Consider the following 20,786-nt stretch of genomic DNA (forward strand, 5'->3'; position numbering starts at 1 on the left):
CGAGGCCCCGCGACGAGGCCCCGCGACGAGGCCCCGCGACGAGGGCCCACGACGAGTGCCCGCGACAGGCGCGCCGCGGCCCCGCCCGGCGGCCGGTGCGCGGCGGCCCGGCGGCGCGCCGCCGCACCCGCGCCGTAGGGTGACGGCATGGACTCCGCGTTCGCGCCCACGGCCCCGGACTGGGCCGGGTTGCCCGGGGGACTGCTGCGGATGCGCCGCCTGGTGCTGCTGGCCGCCGCGGCACCGGTGACGGCGGCGGTGGGCGCGGCCGGGTGGCTGCTGGCCTCCCCGGCCTGGGCGGCGCCCGCGCTGCTCCCGGCCGCCGCCGCGGCGTGGGGGTGGTGGGCGCTGGCCAGGAACTGGCGCTCGTGGGGCTACGCGGAGCGGGACGACGACCTGATGATCACCCGCGGCGTGGTGTGGCGCACCCTCACCGTGGTGCCGTACGGCCGGATGCAGTTGGTCGAGGTGGTCTCCGGGCCGCTGGAGCGGCGCTTCGGCCTGGCCACCCTGAGGCTGCACACGGCCGCCGCGGCCACCGACGCCCGCATACCAGGCCTGCTGCCCGCCGAGGCGGCGCGGCTGCGGGACCGGCTGACCGAGCTGGGCGAGGCCCGGTCGGCGGGGCTGTGACCGGGCGGCGGGGCGCCGCGGGCCGCGGTGCCGCCCCGGCTGGCGCGGCGCGGCGCCGACGGTGAGGTCGTGAGGTCGTGACCGTGGGCGAAGGACCCGAGTTCCGGCGGCTGCACCCGGTGACCCCGTGGCGGCGGGCCTGGGCCGTGCTGGCCGCCGTCGCGGCGGTCCTGCTCCAGAACCCCGGGCAGGCCGGGCGGCTCGGCGGCGCGCTCGGCGGGTGGCAGGGGCCCGCGGTGGTGGCGGCCCTGGTGGCGGTGGCGTTCGCCTACGGCTTCGTCTCCTGGTGGTTCACCCGCTACCGGGTGGACGACGTGGAGCTGCGCGTGGACACCGGCGTGCTCGTCCGCCGCACCAAGCACCTGCGCATCGACCGCCTCCAGGCCGTGGACCTGGACCGGCCGCTGATCGGCAGGCTCATCGGCGTCGCCACGCTGCGGCTCGACCTGGCGGGCGGCAAGGACGAGCTGGCCTACCTGACGGAGCGGGACGCGCGGGCGCTCCGCGCCGAGCTGCTGGCCAGGGCCGCGGGCGTGGCCCCGGACAGCGGGGAGGCGCCGCAGCACGAGCTGGTGCGGGTGCCGCCCGGCGCCCTGGCGGTCGCCCTGCTGCTGCGGCCCGCCACCTGGTGGGCGGTCGCGGGCGCGCTGGTGCTCGCGCTGGTCCCGGCGCTGCTCACCGGCGCGTGGGTGGCGGCGCTCGTGGCGCTGCCCGGGCTGCTGATGGCGGGCAGGGCCACGGTGGGCCGGTACGCCGCCGAGTACGGCTGGACGGTGGCGCAGTCCCCGGACGGGCTGCGGATCGACCACGGGCTGCTGGACCGCAGGCACGAGACGGTGCCGCCGGGGCGGGTGCAGGCCCTGGCGTTCGAGCAGCCGCTGCCGTGGCGGCGCCGCGACTGGGTGCGCGTGCGCCTGGCCGTGGCGGGCGGGGGCAACGACGTGCTGCTGCCCGTCGCCCCGCGCGAGGTGGCGCTCGCCACGGTGGCGCGGATCTGGCCCGGCGTGGACATCACCGGGGTGCCGCTGCTGCCGGTGCCCCGCAGGGCGCGGTGGCGCGCCCCGGTGTGGCGCAGGACGCTGGCGTACGGGGCGGACGCGCGGGTGTTCGTGGTGCGGCAGGGGCTGCTGACCCGCACCGTGCGGGTGGTGCCGCACGCCAAGGTGCAGAGCGTGCGCCGGACCCAGGGCCCCTGGCAGCGCGCGCTCGGCCTGGCCTGCGTGCACCTGGACATCGCCGCGGGCGGCTCGCTCACCGCGGCGCACCGGGACGCGGACGAGGCGGCGCGCGTCGTCGCCGAGCAGGCCGACCGCTCCCGCACCGGCCGCCGCACCGCCGGACCCGAGCGGTGGATGACCGGTTAGCCGGTGCGCGAACGGCCGGGGAACCGCTCCTGCGCGGCCAGCACGTCGTCGGCGTACCGCGCCGCCCAGGCGCCCATCGCCCGCATCGGTCCGAGCAGCGCGGTGCCCGCCCCGGTCAGCGCGTAGTCCACGCGCGGCGGCGCCTCGGCGTAGGCGCGGCGCTCCACCAGGCCGTTGCGCTCCAGGCGGCGCAGCGCCTCGTTCAGCACCTTCGGGCTGATCCCGCCGATCCGGGCGAGCAGCGCCCGCGGCCGCATCGGGCCGCTCTCGCCGAGCGTGAACACCACCACGCTGTCCCAGCGGCCCGCCAGCACCTCGAACGCCACGCGCGCCCGGCAGTCCGAGGTGAATCCGGCCTGCTGCGGCACGGCCCCCGGAGGTACGGCGCCGAGGGGCACGGCGTCCAGGGGGGAGGTGTCCGGGGGCCCGGTGTCCGGTGCGAGCGGCTCGTCCATGGCCCCATCCTGCCCGGCCCGACGCACACCGCGCGGTGTGCGTCGGCGCGCCTAGCGTCGTCCCGTCGGCGCCCCGCCCGGGGCGGCGTAGGACGACGCCGGGCCGCTGCCGGTCCGGGGGAGGGAGCATGGCGATGCGCATCGGCATCCTCGGCACGGGCGGGATGGCCTCGGCGCTCGGCGGCGCGTGGGCGCGCGCCGGGCACGAGGTGTTCGTCGGCGGCCGGGACCCGGCGGCGGCGCGGGCGGTGGCCGCCGGGATCGGCGGCGCCGGGCACGGCACCCTCGCGGACGCGGCGGCGCACGGCGAGGCCGTCCTCGCGGCCGTCCCCGCGGACGCGGCGCCCGGCGTGGCGGGGCGGCTCGCGGCGGCCCTGGCCGGGCGGACCCTGATCGACTGCACCAACCCGCTGGTGCCCGGCGACGACGGCCCCCGGCTCGCGCTCGGCGGCGCGGCCTCCGCCGCCCGGCGGATCGCGGACGCCGCGCCGGGCGCGCACGTGGTCAAGGCGTTCAACCTGTGCCATGTCAGCGTCTGGACGGTGCCGGACCCGGCCTTCCAGGGCACCCCGCTGGCCGTGCCGCTGTGCGGCGACGACCCGGGCGCGCTCCGGACGGCCGCCGCCCTGGTCGCCTCGCTCGGCTGCACCTCCCTGCCCTGCGGCGGCCTGGACCGCGCGGCGTACCTGGAGGCCACGGCGGCGTTCGCCATCGGCGTGTGGTGGTCGGGCGGCGAACCCCGGTTCGCCTTCCCCGCCACGGAGCGGGTGAGCGCCGACTAGCCGCCGTCGGAGCCCGGCGCCAGCGGCACCGGGATGCCCACCGACTGGAGCAGCCAGGTGAACGAGCCGAGGCCGCCCGCCGCGGTCAGCTCGGCCGCCTCGCCCGCCGCGGCCAGCGCCCGGACGTACCCGGCCGGGTCGGAGGCGGCCAGCGCCAGCGGCGGGCGGGTGCCGCGCACGCCCAGCGCGCGCAGCGCCCGCGCCTGCGTCAGCAGCGCCGTCCCCGTGGCCCGCGGCGCCGCGGCGGCGGCGCACGCGTCCAGCGCCACATGCGCGGTGAGGTCGCAGGAGCCGTCCGGCACGGGCGGCACCTGCCGTCCCGCGCGGTAGCCGGTCAGGGTGCCCAGCGGCGGCCTGTCCTCGCGCCGGTGGGCGTAGTCCACCGCGACGGCGAGACCGCGCCGCAGCGCCCCCACCGCACCGGCCCAGGCCGCGTCCCGGGGCGCGCCCAGCTCCGCGCGCTCCCCCGGGGCGAGCGGCGGCCACCAGCGCTCCAGCCACGCCAGGTCCGCCCCGCGCGGCGGCCCGCCGAGCCGCTCCGTCCCGTCCGGCGCGACCAGCACCAGCCGGGGCACGCCGGCGTCGTCCGCCTCGGCGACGTCCACGGGGACGTTGTCCAGCCACTCGTTGGCGAAGACCAGCCCGGTGACGCCCTCCGGCAGGTCGCCGGACCACTCGATCCGCGGGTCCAGCCCGGCGGGCCTGGCCGCCCGCTCCACCGCGACCACGCGCAGCCGCCCCGCCACCCCGTACGGGTCCCCGGGGCCGGCCAGCGCGGCCAGCAGCCCCGCCGCCAGCTCGCCGCGCCCGGCGCCCACGTCCACCACGGCCAGCTCCCGCGGCCCGCCCAGCGCCTCGTCCACCCTGCGCACCAGCTCGGCCACCGCCCCGGCGAACAGCGGCGAGGCGTGCACCGAGGTGCGGAAGTGCCCGGCGGGGCCCTCGGGACGGGAGGTGAAGAACCCGCCGGGCCCGTACAGCGCCCGCTCGGCCGCCGCCCGCCAGTTGGTCGCGCCACCCGTGTCCCCGCGGCCCACCAGGGATTCCCTCGATTCCTCCATCGCCCGGTCACCGTACCTCCGGCGCCCCTCCACCCACGGGAGTAGGCGGGATCGACCTCGGGAGTGACCCCGCACCGGCACCGGCATCCCTACGCTGGGTTACGTGCAACGTCTCTACACCTTCCTGCGCGAGCACCCGACCGGGGTGGACGGCTTCTGGGCCGTCCTCCTGCTCGGCATGTCCGCCCTCTACGGCATCGGCGGGGGCGAGGCCGGAACGCAGGAATTCTCCATGTGGGCGTTCCTCCCCGTGGCGGTCGCCTGCTCGGTGGTGGTGGCGCTGCGCCGCCGCCAGCCGGAGAAGATGCTGCTGCTCACATTCGGTATCGGCGTCGCGGAACTGGTGCTCGACATCGAGCCGTTCCCCTTCCCGGGCAACTTCGCGATGCTGGTCATCATCTACACCGTGGCCTACACCGGGCCGAACTGGGCCTCCCGGCTGGCGCTCGCCGGCGGGCTCAGCGCCGCCACCATCGCCGTCCTGCGGTGGGGGTTCGACGCGGAGGAGCAGGGCTACGAGGTGTCCCTCGCCGCGGGGATCTTCCAGACCGTGGTGATGACCATCCCGTTCGCCCTGGCCTGGGTGCTCGGCGACTCCCTGCGCACCCGCCGCGCCTACTACGCGGAGCTGGAGGAGCGCGCCGCCCGCCTGGAACGGGAGCGCGAGGCGCAGGCCAAGGTCGCCGTCGCCGCCGAGCGCGCCCGCATAGCGCGCGAACTGCACGACGTCGTGGCGCACAACGTCTCCGTGATGATCGTCCAGGCCGACGGCGCCGCCTACGTCCTGGACGCCGCCCCCGACCAGGCCAAGCAGGCCCTGGAGACCATCTCCACCACCGGCCGCCAGGCGCTGGCCGAGATGCGGCGGCTGCTCGGCGTGCTGCGCTCCGGCGAGTCCGAGGGCGGCGAGTACGTGCCGCAGCCCGGCGTGGACCAGCTCTCCGACCTCGTCGAGCAGTGCCGCGGCGCCGGCCTGCCCGTCAGCCTCCAGGTGGACGGCTCGCCGCGGCCCCTGCCCAAGGGCGTCGAGCTCACCGCTTACCGCATCGTCCAGGAGGCGCTGACCAACACCCGCAAGCACGGCGGCCCCAACGCCAAGGCGCTCGTCCGCCTCACCTACCGCGACAGCGACCTCGACATGCTCATCGAGGACGACGGCAGGGGCGCCGACCGCGAACTGCTCGCCTCGGGCGGCGCCGACGGCCTCGGCCACGGCCTGATCGGCATGCGCGAGCGCATCGGCATGGTCGGCGGCACCCTGGACGCGGGACCGCGCCCCGGAGGCGGCTTCCGGGTCAGCGCCGTGCTGCCGCTGAAGGCCGTCCGCTGACCCCCGCCCCACCCCCGGCACCGCCCCCACCCCCGGCACCGCCCCCGCCCCACCCGCCCGACAGGAGCCCCATGTCCACCTCACCCACCCCCGCGTCCCCCATCCGGGTGATGCTCGTCGACGACCAGGTCCTCCTCCGCACCGGCTTCCGCATGATCCTCCAGGCCCAGCCCGACATGGAGGTGGTCGCCGAGGCCGGGGACGGCGCCGAGGCCGTCGACAAGCTCCGCGCCACCGCGGTCGACGTCGTCCTGATGGACGTGCGCATGCCCCGGATGGACGGGGTCGAGGCCACCCGGCGCATCTGCGGCGGCGCCAGGAGCGCACCCGGCACCCCCGACGACGAACGCCGGGCCAAGGTGCTCATCCTCACCACCTTCGACCTCGACGAGTACGCGTTCTCCGCGCTCAAGGCCGGGGCCAGCGGCTTCCTGCTCAAGGACGTGCCCTCGGGCGAGCTGCTCGCCGCCATCCGCTCCGTCCACTCCGGCGACGCGGTCGTCGCGCCCACCACCACCCGGCGCCTCATCGACCGGTTCGCGCCCATGCTCCCCAGCACCACCGAACCCAAGAACGGCGAACTGGAGCGGCTCACCGAGCGGGAGCGCGAAGTGCTGCTGCTCGTCGCCCAAGGGCTGTCCAACGGCGAGATAGCCAAGGAGCTGTTCGTCTCCGAGGCCACCGTGAAGACCCACGTCGGCCGCATCCTCACCAAGCTCGGCCTGCGCGACCGGGTGCAGGCGGTCGTCCTCGCGTACGAGACCGGACTGGTGCGGGCGGGAGGGGCGTAAAGGCCCGCCCGCCCGTCGCCCCGCCCACCACCCCGTGGGTGGGCCTGCCACGCAGTGGTACCCCGGGGCGGGCTGGTCGTCGCCGGTCCGGGGTCGGGCAAGGTGATCGTGCTCCGGGGGCGGGGCCCTGTCCGGGGTGGGGGAAGCGTGACGTCCCGGGGCGCGCCTCCTCGTACGCCTCTCGCCCTCTCCGCCCTCCGTCTCCCCTCTCCCGCCCTCGTCCCTCGTCTGCCCTCTCCGCCCCGCCCCCGCCGCCGTCTCCGCTCTCCGCCCCGTCCCACATTCCCGTTCCGCCCTCCGCCCCCGTCCCCCTCCCGTCCCCGACCCCCACCCCACCCGTCCCCCGACACGGCCCGCCCCGCCCCACTTACGATGGGGGGCGTAACGTCCGGTACCCGCGGCGGACTGGAACGGAAGGCCAGGCAACCAGCAGTGAACGCATCCCCCGGTCGGCAGGGGCCGCCCGCCGGACCCGGCGAGCGTCCCGCGCGGCTCACCGTCGGCGTGGTCGGCACGGGCCGGGTGGGGCCCGTGCTCGCCGCGGCCCTCGCGCTCGCGGGGCACCGCCCCGTCGCGGCGTCGGGAGTCTCCGACGCCTCCCGGGAGCGCGCCGCCGCGCTGCTGCCGGGCGTTCCCCTGATCGAGCCGGCCCAGGTGCTGGCCCGCGCCGATCTGGTGCTGCTCACCGTGCCCGACGACGCCCTGCCGGACCTGGTCTCGGGGCTGGCCGCCACGGGGGCCGTCCGGCCGGGCCAGTTGGTGGTGCACACCTCCGGGCGGTTCGGTGTCGGCGTGCTCCAGCCGGCCCTGCGGGCGGGGGCGCTGCCGCTCGCGCTGCACCCGGCCATGACGTTCACCGGCACCCGGATCGACGTGGCCAGGCTGGCGGGCTGCTCCTTCGGCGTCACCGCGCCGCCGCAGTTGCGGCTGGCCGCGGAGGCGCTGGTGGTGGAGATGGGCGGCGAGCCGGAGTGGATCGAGGAGGAGGCCAGGCCGCTGTACCACGCGGCGCTGGCCAACGGCGCGAACCACCTGGTCACCCTGGTCGCCCAGTCGTTGGAGCTGCTGGCGGCCGCGGGTGTCGCCGCCCCCGACCGGATGCTCGGGCCCCTGCTGTCCGCCGCCCTGGACAACGCCCTGCGCTCGGGCGACGCCGCGCTCACCGGCCCGGTGGCGCGCGGCGACGCGGGCACCGTGGCCGCGCACCTCGCCGAGCTGCGCCGCACCTCGCCGCAGGCGCTGGCCTCCTATCTGGCGCTGGCCAGGGCCACCGCGGACCGGGCGTTGGCCGGCGGCATGCTCAAGGCGGAACAGGCGCAGGACCTGCTGGACGTCCTGGCCGACGACGGGAGGCAGTAGTGGAACCGACGCTGGTGCGCACCGCCGCGGAGCTGGCCGCGGCCGGCTCCGGCTCGCCGGGCCCGGTGGCCGTGGTGATGACCATGGGCGCCCTGCACGAGGGCCACGCCGCGCTGGTCCGGGCCGCGCGGGAGCGGGCGGGCGACGGCGGCCTGGTCGTCGTCACCGTCTTCGTCAACCCCCTCCAGTTCGGCCCGGGCGAGGACCTGGACCGCTATCCCCGCACCCTGGACGCGGACCTGAAGGTGGCGGGCGCCGCCGGGGCCGACGTGGTCTTCGCGCCGTCCGTCGCCGAGGTCTACCCGGGCGGCCGGCCGCGGGTGACGGTCGCCGCGGGGGAGATGGGGCGGCGGCTGGAGGGCGCGTCCCGGCCGGGCCACTTCGACGGGATGCTCACCGTCGTCGCCAAGCTGCTCCACCTCACCCGGCCCGACGTGGCGTTCTTCGGCCAGAAGGACGCCCAGCAGCTCGCGCTGATCCGGCGCATGGCCGCCGACCTGAACTTCCCCGTCGAGATCGCCGCCGTGCCCACCGTCCGGGAACCCGACGGCCTGGCCCTGTCCAGCCGCAACCGCTACCTGTCCCCGCACGAGCGGCGCACCGCCCTGGCCCTGTCCCGCGCCCTGTTCGCCGGCCGCGACGCCGCGGCCCACGGCCCGGGGGCGGCGCTCCGCGCGGCGCGGGCGGTCCTGGAGCGGGCCGCCGCCGAGTCCGGCGGCGTGCTCGCGCCCGACTACCTGGCCCTGGTGGACCCGCGGGACTTCACCGAGGCCGGCGAGGACCACACCGGGCCCGCGGTCCTCGCCGTCGCCGCCAGGTGCGGCGGCACCCGCCTCATCGACAACCTCCCCCTCGACCTCGGGCGGCACGATGCCTGACACCCTCCCCTCCGCGGCCACCCGGCTGCCCGCACCGGCCCCCGGCTGGGCCGCCCGCTCCGACGTGGTCGTGGTGGGCTCCGGCGTCGCCGGCCTCACCGCCGCGCTGCGCTGCGCCGCCTCCGGCGCCAAGGTCATCGTCGTCACCAAGGCGCTGCTCGACGACGGCTCCACCCGCTGGGCGCAGGGCGGCATAGCCGCGGCCCTCGGCGAAGGCGACACCCCGGCGCAGCACCTGGACGACACCCTGGTGGCGGGCGCGGGGCTGTGCGACGAGGAGGCGGTGCGCGCCCTGGTCACCGAGGGCCCGGACGCGGTGCGCCGCCTGATCGCCACCGGCGCGGCCTTCGACACCGGCGCGGACGGCGAGATCCTGCTCACCCGGGAGGGCGGCCACCACCGCCGCCGGATAGCCCACGCCGGCGGGGACGCCACCGGCGCCGAGATCTCCCGCGCCCTGGTGGCGGCGGTGCGCGCCGCGGGCATCGAGACCATCGAGCACGCCCTGGTCCTCGACCTGCTCACCGACGCGGAGGGCCGCGCCGCGGGCGTGACCCTGCACGTGATGGGGGAGGGGCAGCGCGACGGCGTCGGGGCCGTGCACGCCCCCGCGGTGGTGCTGGCCACCGGCGGCATGGGCCAGGTGTTCTCCGCCACCACCAACCCGGCGGTGTCCACCGGCGACGGCGTGGCGCTGGCGCTGCGCGCCGGGGCGGAGATCTCCGACCTGGAGTTCGTCCAGTTCCACCCCACCGTGCTGTTCCTCGGCCCGGACGCCGAGGGCCAGCAGCCGCTGGTGTCCGAGGCGGTGCGCGGCGAGGGCGCCCACCTGGTGGACGCGGACGGCGAGCGGTTCATGGTCGGGCAGCACGAGCTGGCCGAGCTGGCGCCGCGGGACATCGTCGCCAAGGGCATCACCCGCCGCATGATCGCCACCGGCACCGCGCACATGTACCTGGACGCGCGGCACTTCGGCGAGGCGATGTGGCGCGAGCGCTTCCCCACCATCCTGGCCGCCTGCCGGTCCCACGGCATCGACCCGGTCACCGAGCCGGTCCCGGTGGCGCCCGCCGCCCACTACGCCAGCGGCGGCGTCCGCACCGACCTGCGCGGCCGCACCTCGGTGCCCGGCCTGTACGCCTGCGGCGAGGTCGCCTGCACCGGCGTGCACGGCGCCAACCGCCTGGCGTCGAACTCGCTGCTGGAGGGGCTGGTGTTCGCCGAGCGCATCGCCGCGGACATCAGCGGCGGCGGGCCGCGGCGGGCCGGGGAGCCGGTGCCGCACGCGGGCAGTACCGGCGCGCTGCCCGAGGCCGCCGCCCGCTACGAGATCCAGCGGATCATGACCACGGGCGCCGGGGTGGTGCGCAGCGCCGGGAGCCTGGCGGGCGCGGCGGCCGCCTTGGCCCGTATCGCCGCCGACGCCGCCGAGCAACTGGCCCGCGACGGCAAGTCGGCGCAGCCGTGCGTGGAGACCTGGGAGACCGCCAACCTGCTGCTGGTCGCCCGGGCCCTGGTGGCCGCGGCGGCGGCGCGCGAGGAGACCCGCGGCTGCCACTGGCGCGAGGACCGGCCCGAGCGGGACGACACCCGCTGGCGCCGCCACCTGGTCACCCGGCTCACCCCCGACGGGGAGCTGTCCCTGGGGACCACCGACTCCCCGGCGTTCCCCCCGGTAACGTCGTCCACCCCCCGTCCGGCCGGCGGACCCGCCGCCGCCACCGCCAAGGAGCAACCGTGACCAGCCCCCACCGCGCCACCGACGACCTGTCCCTGGCGGAGCCCGAAGGCTGCGGCGACGACTGCGGCTGCGAGGGCCTGGAGATCACCTCCGTCGCGGAGTGCGGCCTCGACCCCGACCTCGCCGGGCAACTGGAGGACGCGGGCCTGGACCCGATGCAGGTGGAGGACATCGCCCACCTGGCCGTCGTGGAGGACCTCGACGAGGGCGTGGACGTCACCAGCGTCGCCACCGTCCCCGAGGACGCCGTGAGCACCGGCGACTTCACCGCCCGCGAGGCCGGGACGGTGGCCGGGCTGCGGATCGCCGAGGCGGTGCTCTCCGTGGTGTGCGAGGACGGGTTCGAGGTGGAGCGGCACGTCGAGGACGGCGCCCGCGTCGCCCCCGGCGAGGTGCTGCTCTCGGTGCGGGCCCGCACCCGCGACCTGCTCACCGCCGAGCGCAGCGCGCTGAACCTGCTGTGCCGGCTGTCCGGCATCGCCACCGCCACCCGGGCCTGGGCCGACGCCCTGGAGGGCACCGGCGCCCGGGTCCGCGACACCCGCAAGACCACGCCGGGGCTGCGCGCCCTGGAGAAGTACGCGGTGCGCTGCGGCGGCGGCGTCAACCACCGCATGTCCCTGGCGGACGCGGCCCTGGTCAAGGACAACCACGTGATCGCCGCCGGCGGTGTCGCCGAGGCGTTCCGCGCGGTGCGCGAGGCGTTCCCCGACGTGCCGGTGGAGGTCGAGGTGGACCGCCTGGACCAGATCCCGCCGGTGCTCGCCGAGGGCGCGGACCTGATCCTGCTGGACAACTTCACCCCCGAGCAGACCCGCGAGGCCGTCGAGCTCGTCGCGGGCCGCGCCGCGCTGGAGTCCAGCGGCCGCCTCACCCTGGACAACGCCCGCGCGTACGCGCAGGCCGGGGTGGACTACCTGGCGGTGGGCGCCCTCACCCACTCCTCCCCGATCCTGGACATCGGCCTGGACCTGCGCCCGGAGTAGACCCGGGCACACCGCGACGGCCCGCCCCGCAGGCTCGACCGGAAGGCAACCGCCCCATGCTGACCATCGACGTGGGCGACACCCGCCCGTCTCCCCACCTGCCACCCCAGGGCGGGCCCCGCGCCCGCAGGCTTGACCGGAGAGCCCTTCACCCATGCTGCTGACCATCGACGTAGGCAACACCCACACCGTCCTCGGCCTGTTCGACGGTGAGGACATCGTCGAGCACTGGCGGATCTCCACCGACGCCCGCCGCACCGCCGACGAACTGGCCGTCCTGCTCCAGGGCCTGATGGGCATGCACCCGCTGCTCGGCGACGAGCTGGGCGACGGCATCGACGGCATCTCCATCTGCTCCACCGTCCCCTCCGTCCTGCACGAGCTGCGCGAGGTGACCCGCCGCTACTACGGCGACGTCCCGGCGATCCTGGTGGAGCCCGGCATCAAGACGGGGGTGCCGGTGCTCATGGACAACCCCAAGGAGGTCGGCGCCGACCGGGTCATCAACGCCCTCGCCGGCATCCACCTGTACGGCGGGCCCTGCATCGTGGTGGACTTCGGCACCGCCACCACCTTCGACGCCGTCAGCGCCCGCGGCGAGTACGCGGGCGGGGCCATCGCCCCCGGCATCGAGATCTCCGTGGACGCGCTCGGCGCGCGCGGCGCCCAGCTCCGCAAGATCGAGCTGGCCCGCCCCCGCAGCGTCATCGGCAAGAACACGGTCGAGGCCATGCAGTCGGGCATCCTCTACGGGTTCGCGGGCCAGGTGGACGGCCTGGTCCGGCGGATGGCCGCCGAGCTGTCGCCGACCCCGGAGGAGGTCACCGTCATCGCCACGGGCGGCCTGGCGCCGCTGGTGCTGGGCGAGGCGTCGGTCATCGACGTCCACGAGCCCTGGCTGACGCTGATCGGGCTGCGCCTGGTGTACGAGCGCAACGTCTCCCACTCGTGAGGCGCCGGGCCGCGGGTCCCGCCCGCTGAAGCCCGCGCCGGGGCGCCACCGGACCACCGGGGCCGGCGCCCCGGCCCCCCTCTCCCTTCCCCCGACCGGCCCACACGGCCCCCCGGCACGCCATGCCCTGTAAGAGAGATTTGTCACGATTTGACGTACAGTCCCATCCATGCCCACGCCACACGGGTCCCGAGGCGGCATGGCGTTCAGCGCGGATGAGCTGCGCGTGGTCCGGCGTGCCCTCGCAGAGGCCCTCCACCCGACACCGACATTCGCTCCCCGCCACGCCGCGCCGGACGACCCGGACCCCGACGCCCGGCCCGGCGACGCCGACCGGCTGACCACGCCCGCCCACCCGGTGCGCGGCCCCGACTGGGCGGAGGGGATCCAGGAGTACGTACGGCTCGCCGAGGCCCTGGAGGAGGCGGTGCGCGAGGGCGGCCGCCAGCGCGCCTTCATGCTCGCCGACCTGCGCCGCTACCGCGCCGCCCTGCCCGGCACCGCGGCCGGCTACCTGGAGCGGCTCGGCGAGGCGCTGGACGGCGGCTACCTGCCCGTGCCCGACGACCTGGCGGCGCTGCGCTCCCTGCGCGCCCTGCCCTGCGGCCCGGAGGAGCGCGCCCGGCGCACCGCGCTGCTGGCCCGCTGCCAGTTGCTGGCCGAACGCGAGGTGCGGGCCAGGCTGAGCCCGCCCCGGCGGCGCGGGCCCGCCCCGGTCCCCGTCCCCGCGGCCCGGCTGCTCGGCGGCATCGGCGGGTCCAGGGCGCTCGAGGTGCTGGTGCCGCGGGCGGCCGGCGAGCAGGACCAGGGGGACGAGCGCAGGCGCGGCGGCCAGGACGAGCGGGGCCGGCCGCGCCCGTCCGCGCCGTCCCCCGACCCCCAGGGCCCCCGGCACCGCACCCCCACCCCCGCCGAGATCTGGCCCCCGCGCCGCAGGCCCGAGCCCGCCCCGGCCCGGCCCCCGGCGCCCGCCAGGCAGGAGCCGGAGAAGCAGACCCCGGACCCGGGCCCGCGGCGCCCCCCGGAGCAGCCCGCCCCCGGCGAGCGGGAGACCCCCGCCCCGCCGCCGGAGCCGCCCGGGGGGAGCGGCCCCGGCGACCCGGACGGCCCCGCCCCGGAGCGCTCCGCCGACTGACCGCCCCGGGCGGCGGCGTGGGCGGGGGAGCCGCGCCGGCGCCGGTCGTGGCGCCGTCCCGCCGGGTGACGCCTTCGCTCCCGGCCGCCGCGCCTCGTTACCCTTGTGCGCGTGACAGAGCAGACCACCGCCCCCGCTGCCGACGACCTTCCGGAGCAGATGCGGATCCGGCGCGAGAAGCTGGACCGCCTCCGGGCCGCGGGCGTCGACCCGTACCCGGTCGGCTTCCCGCGCACCACCACCCTCGCGGATCTGCGGGCCAAGCACCCCGACCTGCCCCCCGACACCGCCACCGGCGAGCGGGCGGGCGTCACCGGACGGGTCGTGCTGAGCCGGCACGGCGGCAAACTCTGCTTCGCCACCCTGCGGGACGGCACCGGCGACCTCCAGGTCATGCTCTCCCTGGACAAGCTCGGCGAGGAGCGCCTCACCGAGTGGAAGCGGGACATCGACCTCGGCGACCACGTCGGCGTCGAGGGCGAGGTGATCACCTCCAGGCGCGGCGAGCTGTCCGTGCTGGTGGACCGCTGGGAGCTCACCGCCAAGTGCCTGCGCCCGCTGCCGGACAAGCACAAGGGCCTCACCGACCCGGAGGCGCGGGTCCGCCAGCGGTACGTGGACCTGATCGTCAACCCGGAGATGCGGGAGATCCTGCACCTGCGCACCCGGGTGCTGCGCTCGCTGCGCACCACCTACGAGGAGCGCGGCTACCTCGAGGTCGAGACGCCGATGCTCCAGCCGGTGCACGGCGGCGCCAACGCCAGGCCGTTCGTCACGCACATCAACGCGTACGACATCGACCTGTACCTGCGCATCGCCACCGAGCTGTACCTCAAGCGGCTGATGGTGGGCGGCGCCGAGAAGGTCTTCGAGATCAACCGGAACTTCCGCAACGAGGGCGCGGACGCCACCCACAACCCGGAGTTCACCGCCCTGGAGTCCTACGAGGCGTACGGCGACTACCACACCCAGGCGGAGCTGACCCGCGCCCTGGTGATCAACGCCGCCAGGGACGCGCTCGGCACCACCGTCATCCGCGGCACCGACGCCGAGGGCAACGTGCGCGAGGTGGACCTGGCCGAGCCCTGGCGCGAGATCACCGTCTACGGCGGCATCTCCGAGCGCCTGGGCACCGAGGTCACCCCGCAGACCGGCGTGGAGGAGCTGCGCAAGCTCGCCGACGCGGCAGGCGTGCCCCATGAGCCGGGCTGGGGCCACGGGCAGATCGTGCTGGAGATGGTGGAGCGGCTGCTGGAGGAGAGCGCCGTCGAGCCGACCTTCATCAAGGACTACCCGGTGGAGGTCTCCCCGCTCACCCGCGCCCACCGCAGCGTGCCGGGCGTCGCCGAGAAGTGGGACCTGATGATCTTCGGCACGGAGCTGGCCACCGCCTACTCCGAGCTGATCGACCCGCTGGAGCAGCGGGCCCGCCTGACCGCCCAGTCCCTGCTGGCCGCGGGCGGCGACCCCGAGGCGATGCAGTTGGACGAGGACTTCCTGCGCGCCCTGGAGTACGGCATGCCGCCCACGGGGGGCATGGGCCTCGGCGTGGACCGGCTCATCATGCTGCTCACCGGCAAGAACATCCGTGAGACGGTGCTTTTCCCGCTCGTCAAGCCCGAAGGAGCCTAGAGCCGTGGACTACCTGGCCGCCCTGATCCCGCCCGCCGTGATGGCCGTGGCGTTCACCCTCGTCATCCGCACCATTCTCAAGAGCCAGGGCGGAACCAACCGGACCAAGGAGGACGCGGCCGTGGACGCCGCCCTGGCGGCCCAGGCCGAGCAGCAGGCCCAGCGCCCCTAGCGGCCCCAGCGGCCCGTTCCGCGCCCGCGACGGCCCCCGGCGGCCCAGGTCCCCGAGACCGGTCCGCCGGGGGCCGTGCGCGCTCCACGGCCCGTCGGCGGCGCCCCTGCCGCAGCCCGGCCGCGCTCCCGGCGCGTCCCGGCCCGACACGCCCGGCCTCACCGGTGGCCATCCTCCCGAGGGTTTGTCATTATTCGGGGCAGAAAAGGTTGCAATCGCCACATTTCGGATCCGGCCCGAGAATTCCGTGAGGAGGCGATCGCCATGGCCCGGCGGCTCGGTGCGCTGGAAGACGCGGTGATGACGCGGGTATGGGAGTGGAACCGTCCGGTCACGGTTCGTGAAGTGCTCGAAGATCTTCAGCGCACCCGGAGCATCGCCTACACGACCGTGATGACGGTAATGGACAACCTCCATCACAAGGGCTGGCTCCGCAGGGAACGGGAAGGCCGCGCCTATCGGTATGAGGCGGTTTCCACGCGCGAGGCGTACGTCGCCGCCCTGATGAACGACGCCTGGGCAACCAGCGACAACCCCGCCGCCGCCCTCGTCCACTTCTTCGGCATGATGTCGCCGGAACAGCTCGAGGCCCTGCGGGACGCATTGCGAGTTGTGCCCGCCGCCGACCCCGCCACGGGCCCGCGGGCCCGGGCCGCCGCGGATCCCGCCGAACTCCACGGCCGTCCGGAGCGATAGCGTCGCCGCATGGAAATCACCATCCGGCGAGCCAGGACCGGCGATGTCCCCGCCGTGCGCCGCCTCGTGGACCGCTACTCCAAGGACCGCATCCTCCTCGACAAGCCCACCGTCACCCTTTACGAAGACGTCCAGGAGTTCTGGGTCGCCGAACGGGACCTCGACGGGGAGGTCGTCGGCTGCGGCGCCCTCCACGTGATGTGGGAGGACCTCGCGGAGGTGCGCACCCTGGCCGTGGACCCCGCGCACCGCGGCCAGCGGGTCGGCCACCGCCTTCTCGACAAGCTTGTGGCGACGGCCCGCTGGCTCGGCGTTCGCCGAATTTTCTGTCTGACCTTCGAAGTGGAGTTCTTCTCGAAGCACGGCTTCGTGGAGATCGGCGAGACCCCGGTGGACGGGGATGTGTACGCCGAGCTGCTGCGTTCCTATGACGAGGGTGTGGCCGAGTTCCTGGACCTCGAACGAGTGAAGCCGAACACCTTGGGCAACAGCCGGATGCTACTCCAGCTCTGAGGGCCGTGGCGAGAGGCGGGCGAGTGCGGGAGGGGAAGTGGGGCCTTGCCGGGGAGCGGGTATGTCCCCCTTGCATCCCGCTTGCTCCCGACGGATCCCGCCCAGGGGTTTGAGTTTTCCCGCGAAAGGCGGTTTCCTTTTCCCAGGTAATCCGTTTTGGAGGAAAGGGAAGCCGGTGGCACAGAAGGTTCAGGTCCTTCTAGTGGACGACCTCGACGGCGGCGAGGCGGACGAGACGGTGACGTTCGCTCTCGACGGTGTTTCGTACGAGATTGATCTCACCACGGAGAATGCGGACAAGCTGCGCAAGCTGCTCTCCCCGTACGTGGACAGCGGCCGCAAGACCGGCGGCCGGGCCGGGCGCGGCCGCGGCCGCGGCGGGCGCGGAGCCTCGGGCGGCGGCGGGTCCAGCCAGGACACGGCCAAGATCCGTGCCTGGGCGAAGGAGAACGGCTACGAGGTCAACGACCGCGGGCGCGTGCCCGCCAGCATCCGCGAGGCCTACGAGAAGGCGCACGCCTGATCGGAGGACCGTCTCCGCGGCGGCGCGGGGAACAGCCGGGCCCGGTGGCACGCGTCGGCGGCCGCCGCGACCAGGCGCACCAGATCGGGGGACCCGGTGCGCCGCGCGCCCGGCAGCCCCGCCGCGGGCAGGACGGCCTCCTGACCCGGCCGGGGAGGCCGCACCCACACCGGCAGCGCCCGGTCGGCGGCCTCCCGGGGCCGGGAGGCGGGGACGCGCGGCGCGGGGACGGGAAGGCGGTGCGCCGCGTCGGGCGGGGCCGGCGCGGGCAGGCGCCCGCCCGTCCCCCGCGCCACCAGGTCGAGCGCGATCCCGCCCCAGTCCAGCCAGTCCAGCAGCCCGGGCAGCTCCTCGGCGCTCCCCGGGGCGGCGAGGAACCACACCCGGCCCTCCCCGGCCGCGACCGGGCCCGTCCCGGCCCCGCCGAGCCTGCCCAGCACGGCGAGCCCCGCCGCCAGCGGCACGTCCAAGGCGTCGAAGCACACCCCTGTGAGCAATTCCACACGTACCGCGCGAACCCCCCGAACCCCGCACTCCCCTCCTTCCGTGCACCCGCCACCCGCCGCACCTCCGCCGTCCTCCTCCACGCCCCCGGTGGTGCTCCCGGTGCCGGCGGGTCTCCAGGTGGCCGCGGGGCCCACGGCGCGGACGGTGGCGGGCCAGCCCAGCAGCTCCCGGTACCAGGCGGCGACCGCCTCCGCGTCCGCCCGCCCCGGCTCCACGCGCCCGGGGAAGGAAACCGCCGCGGCCGGCGTTGTCGTCGTTACTCCTGTCATGCCCTGGGAACGCGATCCCCCGGGGGCAGGACACGGAAGGTGACAAGCGGCCACTCCGGGTTGCCGGTCCCTCGCCCAGCGTGGTAGCGCGCCGGAATACGGCAAGGGCGCACCGTTGTTCGCCAGTAGCGGATACGGTCCGTTCGCGCCGCATGGTTCGCCACGCTGGGCGGGTAAGAGTCGGTTAGCAGTCGGCGTATCGGGACGAGCGTTCGCCACGGGCGTACTACAAAGAAGTGCATCTGTCTGGCCTGCGGGAACATCGTCTCGGAGGATCGGGTTGGAGCTGTTGTCGGCTGTCGCGGGCTCAAGCCCCCGGGCAGGAGTCGACGGTTGAAGTGAGCTGTCCCTTCCCCGGGACTAGCATGCGGAAGGACAGGGAGGGGACCGTCCCCGATCTGCCCGACCGCTCTGAGGAGCGATAAACGATGTTCGAGAGGTTCACCGACCGCGCGCGGCGGGTTGTCGTCCTGGCCCAAGAAGAGGCCCGGATGCTCAACCACAACTACATCGGTACTGAGCACATCCTCCTGGGCCTGATCCACGAGGGTGAGGGTGTCGCTGCGAAGGCCCTGGAGAGCCTCGGGATTTCGCTCGAGGCGGTCCGCCAGCAGGTGGAGGAGATCATCGGCCAGGGGCAGCAGGCCCCTTCGGGCCACATCCCCTTCACCCCCCGTGCCAAGAAGGTCCTGGAGCTCTCCCTCCGCGAGGCCCTTCAGCTCGGCCACAACTACATCGGCACCGAGCACATCCTGCTCGGCCTGATCCGCGAGGGCGAGGGCGTGGCCGCCCAGGTCCTCGTGAAGCTGGGCGCCGATCTGAACCGGGTGCGGCAGCAGGTCATCCAGTTGCTCTCCGGTTACCAGGGCAAGGAGGCCGCCACCGCGGGCGGCCCGGCCGAGGGCACGCCCTCGACCTCCCTCGTGCTCGACCAGTTCGGCCGCAATCTGACCCAGGCCGCTCGTGAGTCCAAGCTCGACCCGGTGATCGGGCGCGAGAAGGAGATCGAGCGGGTCATGCAGGTCCTCTCCCGCCGTACGAAGAACAACCCCGTTCTCATCGGTGAACCCGGCGTCGGCAAGACCGCCGTCGTGGAGGGGCTCGCCCAGGCCATCGTCAAGGGCGAGGTGCCCGAGACGCTGAAGGACAAGCAGCTCTACACGCTGGACCTCGGCGCCCTGGTGGCCGGGTCCCGCTACCGCGGTGACTTCGAGGAGCGCCTGAAGAAGGTGCTCAAGGAGATCCGCACCCGCGGCGACATCATCCTGTTCATCGACGAGCTGCACACCCTGGTGGGCGCGGGCGCCGCCGAGGGCGCGATCGACGCCGCCAGCATCCTCAAGCCGATGCTGGCCCGCGGCGAGCTCCAGACCATCGGCGCGACCACTCTCGACGAGTACCGCAAGCACCTGGAGAAGGACGCCGCGCTGGAGCGCCGCTTCCAGCCCATCCAGGTCGCCGAGCCGTCGCTCCCGCACACCATCGAGATCCTCAAGGGCCTGCGCGACCGCTACGAGGCGCACCACCGCGTGTCCATCACGGACGCCGCCCTGGTGGCCGCCGCGACCCTGGCCGACCGCTACATCTCCGACCGCTTCCTGCCGGACAAGGCCATCGACCTCATCGACGAGGCCGGCTCCCGGATGCGCATCCGCCGCATGACCGCTCCGCCGGACCTGCGCGAGTTCGACGAGAAGATCGCCGACGTGCGCCGGGAGAAGGAGTCCGCGATCGACTCGCAGGACTTCGAGAAGGCCGCGTCCCTGCGCGACAAGGAGAAGCAGCTCCTCGCCGCGAAGGCCAAGCGGGAGAAGGAGTGGAAGGCCGGCGACATGGACGTCGTCGCCGAGGTGGACGAGGAGCTGATCGCCGAGGTCCTCGCGACCGCGACCGGCATCCCCGTCTTCAAGCTCACCGAGGAGGAGTCCTCGCGGCTGCTCCGCATGGAGGACGAGCTCCACAAGCGCGTCATCGGCCAGAAGGACGCGATCCGGGCGCTGTCGCAGGCCATCCGGCGCACCCGGGCTGGCCTGAAGGACCCCAAGCGCCCCGGTGGCTCGTTCATCTTCGCCGGCCCGTCCGGTGTGGGTAAGACCGAGCTCAGCAAGACCCTCGCCGAGTTCCTCTTCGGCGACGAGGACGCGCTGATCCAGCTCGACATGTCGGAGTTCTCGGAGAAGCACACCGTCTCCCGGCTCTTCGGCTCGCCCCCCGGCTACGTGGGCTACGAGGAGGGCGGCCAGCTCACCGAGAAGGTGCGCCGCAAGCCGTTCTCGGTGGTCCTGTTCGACGAGGTCGAGAAGGCGCACCCGGACATCTTCAACTCCCTGCTCCAGATCCTGGAGGACGGCCGTCTCACCGACAGCCAGGGCCGGGTCGTCGACTTCAAGAACACGGTCATCATCATGACCACCAACCTCGGCACCCGGGACATCTCCAAGGGCTTCAACCTCGGCTTCGCCGCCGCGGGCGACGTCAAGACCGGGTACGAGCGGATGAAGGCCAAGGTCGGCGAGGAGCTCAAGCAGCACTTCCGGCCCGAGTTCCTCAACCGTGTGGACGACATCGTCGTCTTCCACCAGTTGTCCGAGGAAGACATCATCCGGATCGTGGACCTGATGGCCGCCAAGGTCGACGAGCGCCTCAAGGACCGCGACATGGGCCTGGAGCTGCGGCCCGCGGCCAAGCAGTTGCTCGCCAAGCGCGGCTACGACCCGGTCCTGGGCGCCCGCCCGCTGCGCCGCACCATCCAGCGCGAGATCGAGGACCAGCTCTCCGAGAAGATCCTCTTCGGCGAGCTGCGCCCCGGCCACATCGTGGTGGTGGACACCGAGGGCGAGGGCGAGTCGGCGAAGTTCACCTTCCTCGGCGAGGAGAAGGCGGCCCTGCCGGACACCCCGCCGGTCGAGGCGGCCGACTCCGGGCCGAACCTGTCGAAGGAGTAGGCACCGGATCCGGTCGACGGACACCAGGTGAGGGCCCCGGCCCGCGGAGACGCGGGCCGGGG

General features: G+C 75.1%; 20 protein-coding genes. 17 read left to right on the forward strand and 3 right to left on the reverse strand.

Annotated features, from left to right (window positions below):
* The first annotated feature begins 147 nt into the window (after window positions 1-147).
* Both ACYVO2_RS01570 and ACYVO2_RS01575 read left to right on the forward strand, forming a co-directional pair.
* Window positions 148-633 (forward strand): PH domain-containing protein, encoded by a 486-nt coding sequence (locus tag ACYVO2_RS01570; protein ID WP_461005662.1) that lies wholly within the window; start codon window positions 148-150, stop codon window positions 631-633.
* An 83-nt stretch (window positions 634-716) separates the two neighbouring features.
* Window positions 717-1,997 (forward strand): PH domain-containing protein, encoded by a 1,281-nt coding sequence (locus tag ACYVO2_RS01575; protein ID WP_461005663.1) that lies wholly within the window; start codon window positions 717-719, stop codon window positions 1,995-1,997.
* Here ACYVO2_RS01575 and ACYVO2_RS01580 read toward each other — a convergent pair.
* Window positions 1,994-2,452: a winged helix-turn-helix transcriptional regulator gene (locus ACYVO2_RS01580; protein ID WP_461005664.1), complete on the reverse strand. Its 459-nt coding sequence runs from the start codon at window positions 2,450-2,452 to the stop codon at window positions 1,994-1,996. The genes ACYVO2_RS01575 and ACYVO2_RS01580 overlap by 4 nt on opposite strands.
* A 128-nt stretch (window positions 2,453-2,580) precedes the next feature.
* Here ACYVO2_RS01580 and ACYVO2_RS01585 point away from each other — a divergent pair, with 128 nt between their 5' ends.
* A complete protein-coding gene (locus ACYVO2_RS01585; protein WP_461005665.1) occupies window positions 2,581-3,234 on the forward strand; it encodes an NADPH-dependent F420 reductase in 654 nt (217 codons plus the stop codon).
* Here ACYVO2_RS01585 and ACYVO2_RS01590 read toward each other — a convergent pair.
* Window positions 3,231-4,295 carry an SAM-dependent methyltransferase gene (locus tag ACYVO2_RS01590; RefSeq protein WP_461005666.1) on the reverse strand — a complete coding sequence of 355 codons (1,065 nt, stop codon included), beginning with the start codon at window positions 4,293-4,295 and terminating at the stop codon, window positions 3,231-3,233. The two genes, ACYVO2_RS01585 and ACYVO2_RS01590, sit on opposite strands and share 4 nt — an antisense overlap.
* A 103-nt stretch (window positions 4,296-4,398) precedes the next feature.
* On the opposite strand from ACYVO2_RS01590, the gene ACYVO2_RS01595 reads away from it, so the two are divergent.
* The 13 genes from ACYVO2_RS01595 (at window position 4,399) to ACYVO2_RS01655 (ending at window position 17,003) form a co-directional block, all read left to right on the forward strand.
* Complete coding sequence (locus tag ACYVO2_RS01595; RefSeq protein ID WP_461005667.1) at window positions 4,399-5,625, forward strand: sensor histidine kinase; 1,227 nt, start codon at window positions 4,399-4,401, stop codon at window positions 5,623-5,625.
* 71 nt (window positions 5,626-5,696) lie between these two features.
* Entirely contained in the window at window positions 5,697-6,416 is a 720-nt protein-coding gene (locus ACYVO2_RS01600; RefSeq protein ID WP_461005668.1) for a response regulator, read from the forward strand.
* Window positions 6,417-6,848: 432 nt separating this feature from the next.
* Window positions 6,849-7,775 carry a Rossmann-like and DUF2520 domain-containing protein gene (locus tag ACYVO2_RS01605; protein ID WP_461005669.1) on the forward strand — a complete coding sequence of 309 codons (927 nt, stop codon included), beginning with the start codon at window positions 6,849-6,851 and terminating at the stop codon, window positions 7,773-7,775.
* Window positions 7,775-8,653, forward strand: coding sequence for a pantoate--beta-alanine ligase (gene panC, locus ACYVO2_RS01610; protein WP_461005670.1), 879 nt, complete (start codon window positions 7,775-7,777; stop codon window positions 8,651-8,653). Before ACYVO2_RS01605 ends, panC begins: the two co-directional genes overlap by 1 nt.
* The gene (locus tag ACYVO2_RS01615; protein WP_461005671.1) at window positions 8,646-10,394 is read left to right on the forward strand and encodes an L-aspartate oxidase; all 1,749 of its coding nucleotides are present in this window, start codon (window positions 8,646-8,648) and stop codon (window positions 10,392-10,394) included. Before panC ends, ACYVO2_RS01615 begins: the two co-directional genes overlap by 8 nt.
* The gene (gene nadC / locus ACYVO2_RS01620) at window positions 10,391-11,380 is read left to right on the forward strand and encodes a carboxylating nicotinate-nucleotide diphosphorylase (RefSeq protein ID WP_461005672.1); all 990 of its coding nucleotides are present in this window, start codon (window positions 10,391-10,393) and stop codon (window positions 11,378-11,380) included. Before ACYVO2_RS01615 ends, nadC begins: the two co-directional genes overlap by 4 nt.
* A gap of 154 nt (window positions 11,381-11,534) precedes the next feature.
* Window positions 11,535-12,332 carry a type III pantothenate kinase gene (locus ACYVO2_RS01625; protein WP_461005673.1) on the forward strand — a complete coding sequence of 266 codons (798 nt, stop codon included), beginning with the start codon at window positions 11,535-11,537 and terminating at the stop codon, window positions 12,330-12,332.
* Between the two features lie 169 nt (window positions 12,333-12,501).
* Entirely contained in the window at window positions 12,502-13,467 is a 966-nt protein-coding gene (locus tag ACYVO2_RS01630) for a hypothetical protein (protein ID WP_461005674.1), read from the forward strand.
* Between the two features lie 111 nt (window positions 13,468-13,578).
* Window positions 13,579-15,099 carry a bifunctional lysylphosphatidylglycerol synthetase/lysine--tRNA ligase LysX gene (lysX, locus tag ACYVO2_RS01635; RefSeq protein WP_461005675.1) on the forward strand — a complete coding sequence of 507 codons (1,521 nt, stop codon included), beginning with the start codon at window positions 13,579-13,581 and terminating at the stop codon, window positions 15,097-15,099.
* 4 nt (window positions 15,100-15,103) lie between these two features.
* Window positions 15,104-15,271: a hypothetical protein gene (locus tag ACYVO2_RS01640; protein WP_461005676.1), complete on the forward strand. Its 168-nt coding sequence runs from the start codon at window positions 15,104-15,106 to the stop codon at window positions 15,269-15,271.
* A gap of 264 nt (window positions 15,272-15,535) precedes the next feature.
* On the forward strand, window positions 15,536-15,967 hold the full coding sequence (locus ACYVO2_RS01645; RefSeq protein WP_461005677.1) for a BlaI/MecI/CopY family transcriptional regulator: 432 nt from the start codon (window positions 15,536-15,538) through the stop codon (window positions 15,965-15,967).
* A gap of 9 nt (window positions 15,968-15,976) precedes the next feature.
* Window positions 15,977-16,480 (forward strand): amino-acid N-acetyltransferase, encoded by a 504-nt coding sequence (locus ACYVO2_RS01650; protein ID WP_461005678.1) that lies wholly within the window; start codon window positions 15,977-15,979, stop codon window positions 16,478-16,480.
* Window positions 16,481-16,655: 175 nt separating this feature from the next.
* Entirely contained in the window at window positions 16,656-17,003 is a 348-nt protein-coding gene (locus ACYVO2_RS01655) for a histone-like nucleoid-structuring protein Lsr2 (protein WP_461005679.1), read from the forward strand.
* On the opposite strand, the gene ACYVO2_RS01660 is transcribed toward ACYVO2_RS01655, so the two are convergent.
* The gene (locus ACYVO2_RS01660; RefSeq protein WP_461005680.1) at window positions 16,982-17,506 is read right to left on the reverse strand and encodes an SCO3374 family protein; all 525 of its coding nucleotides are present in this window, start codon (window positions 17,504-17,506) and stop codon (window positions 16,982-16,984) included. The genes ACYVO2_RS01655 and ACYVO2_RS01660 overlap by 22 nt on opposite strands.
* A 701-nt stretch (window positions 17,507-18,207) precedes the next feature.
* On the opposite strand from ACYVO2_RS01660, the gene ACYVO2_RS01665 reads away from it, so the two are divergent.
* Entirely contained in the window at window positions 18,208-20,724 is a 2,517-nt protein-coding gene (locus tag ACYVO2_RS01665; RefSeq protein ID WP_461005681.1) for an ATP-dependent Clp protease ATP-binding subunit, read from the forward strand.
* Window positions 20,725-20,786 lie beyond the last annotated feature (62 nt).

The organism is Streptomyces capparidis (genome assembly GCF_054782095.1).

What these genes read in the sequence shown, in the direction of transcription:
- ACYVO2_RS01590 (WP_461005666.1), bottom strand. Translation starts at nt 4,295, where the DNA reads ATGGAGGAATCGAGGGAATCCCTGGTGGGCCGCGGGGACACGGGTGGC.
- ACYVO2_RS01650 (WP_461005678.1), top strand. Translation starts at nt 15,977, where the DNA reads ATGGAAATCACCATCCGGCGAGCCAGGACCGGCGATGTCCCCGCCGTG.
- ACYVO2_RS01615 (WP_461005671.1), top strand. Translation starts at nt 8,646, where the DNA reads ATGCCTGACACCCTCCCCTCCGCGGCCACCCGGCTGCCCGCACCGGCC.
- ACYVO2_RS01580 (WP_461005664.1), bottom strand. Translation starts at nt 2,452, where the DNA reads ATGGACGAGCCGCTCGCACCGGACACCGGGCCCCCGGACACCTCCCCC.
- ACYVO2_RS01645 (WP_461005677.1), top strand. Translation starts at nt 15,536, where the DNA reads ATGGCCCGGCGGCTCGGTGCGCTGGAAGACGCGGTGATGACGCGGGTA.
- ACYVO2_RS01665 (WP_461005681.1), top strand. Translation starts at nt 18,208, where the DNA reads ATGTTCGAGAGGTTCACCGACCGCGCGCGGCGGGTTGTCGTCCTGGCC.
- ACYVO2_RS01630 (WP_461005674.1), top strand. Translation starts at nt 12,502, where the DNA reads ATGCCCACGCCACACGGGTCCCGAGGCGGCATGGCGTTCAGCGCGGAT.
- ACYVO2_RS01585 (WP_461005665.1), top strand. Translation starts at nt 2,581, where the DNA reads ATGGCGATGCGCATCGGCATCCTCGGCACGGGCGGGATGGCCTCGGCG.
- ACYVO2_RS01570 (WP_461005662.1), top strand. Translation starts at nt 148, where the DNA reads ATGGACTCCGCGTTCGCGCCCACGGCCCCGGACTGGGCCGGGTTGCCC.
- ACYVO2_RS01600 (WP_461005668.1), top strand. Translation starts at nt 5,697, where the DNA reads ATGTCCACCTCACCCACCCCCGCGTCCCCCATCCGGGTGATGCTCGTC.
- ACYVO2_RS01625 (WP_461005673.1), top strand. Translation starts at nt 11,535, where the DNA reads ATGCTGCTGACCATCGACGTAGGCAACACCCACACCGTCCTCGGCCTG.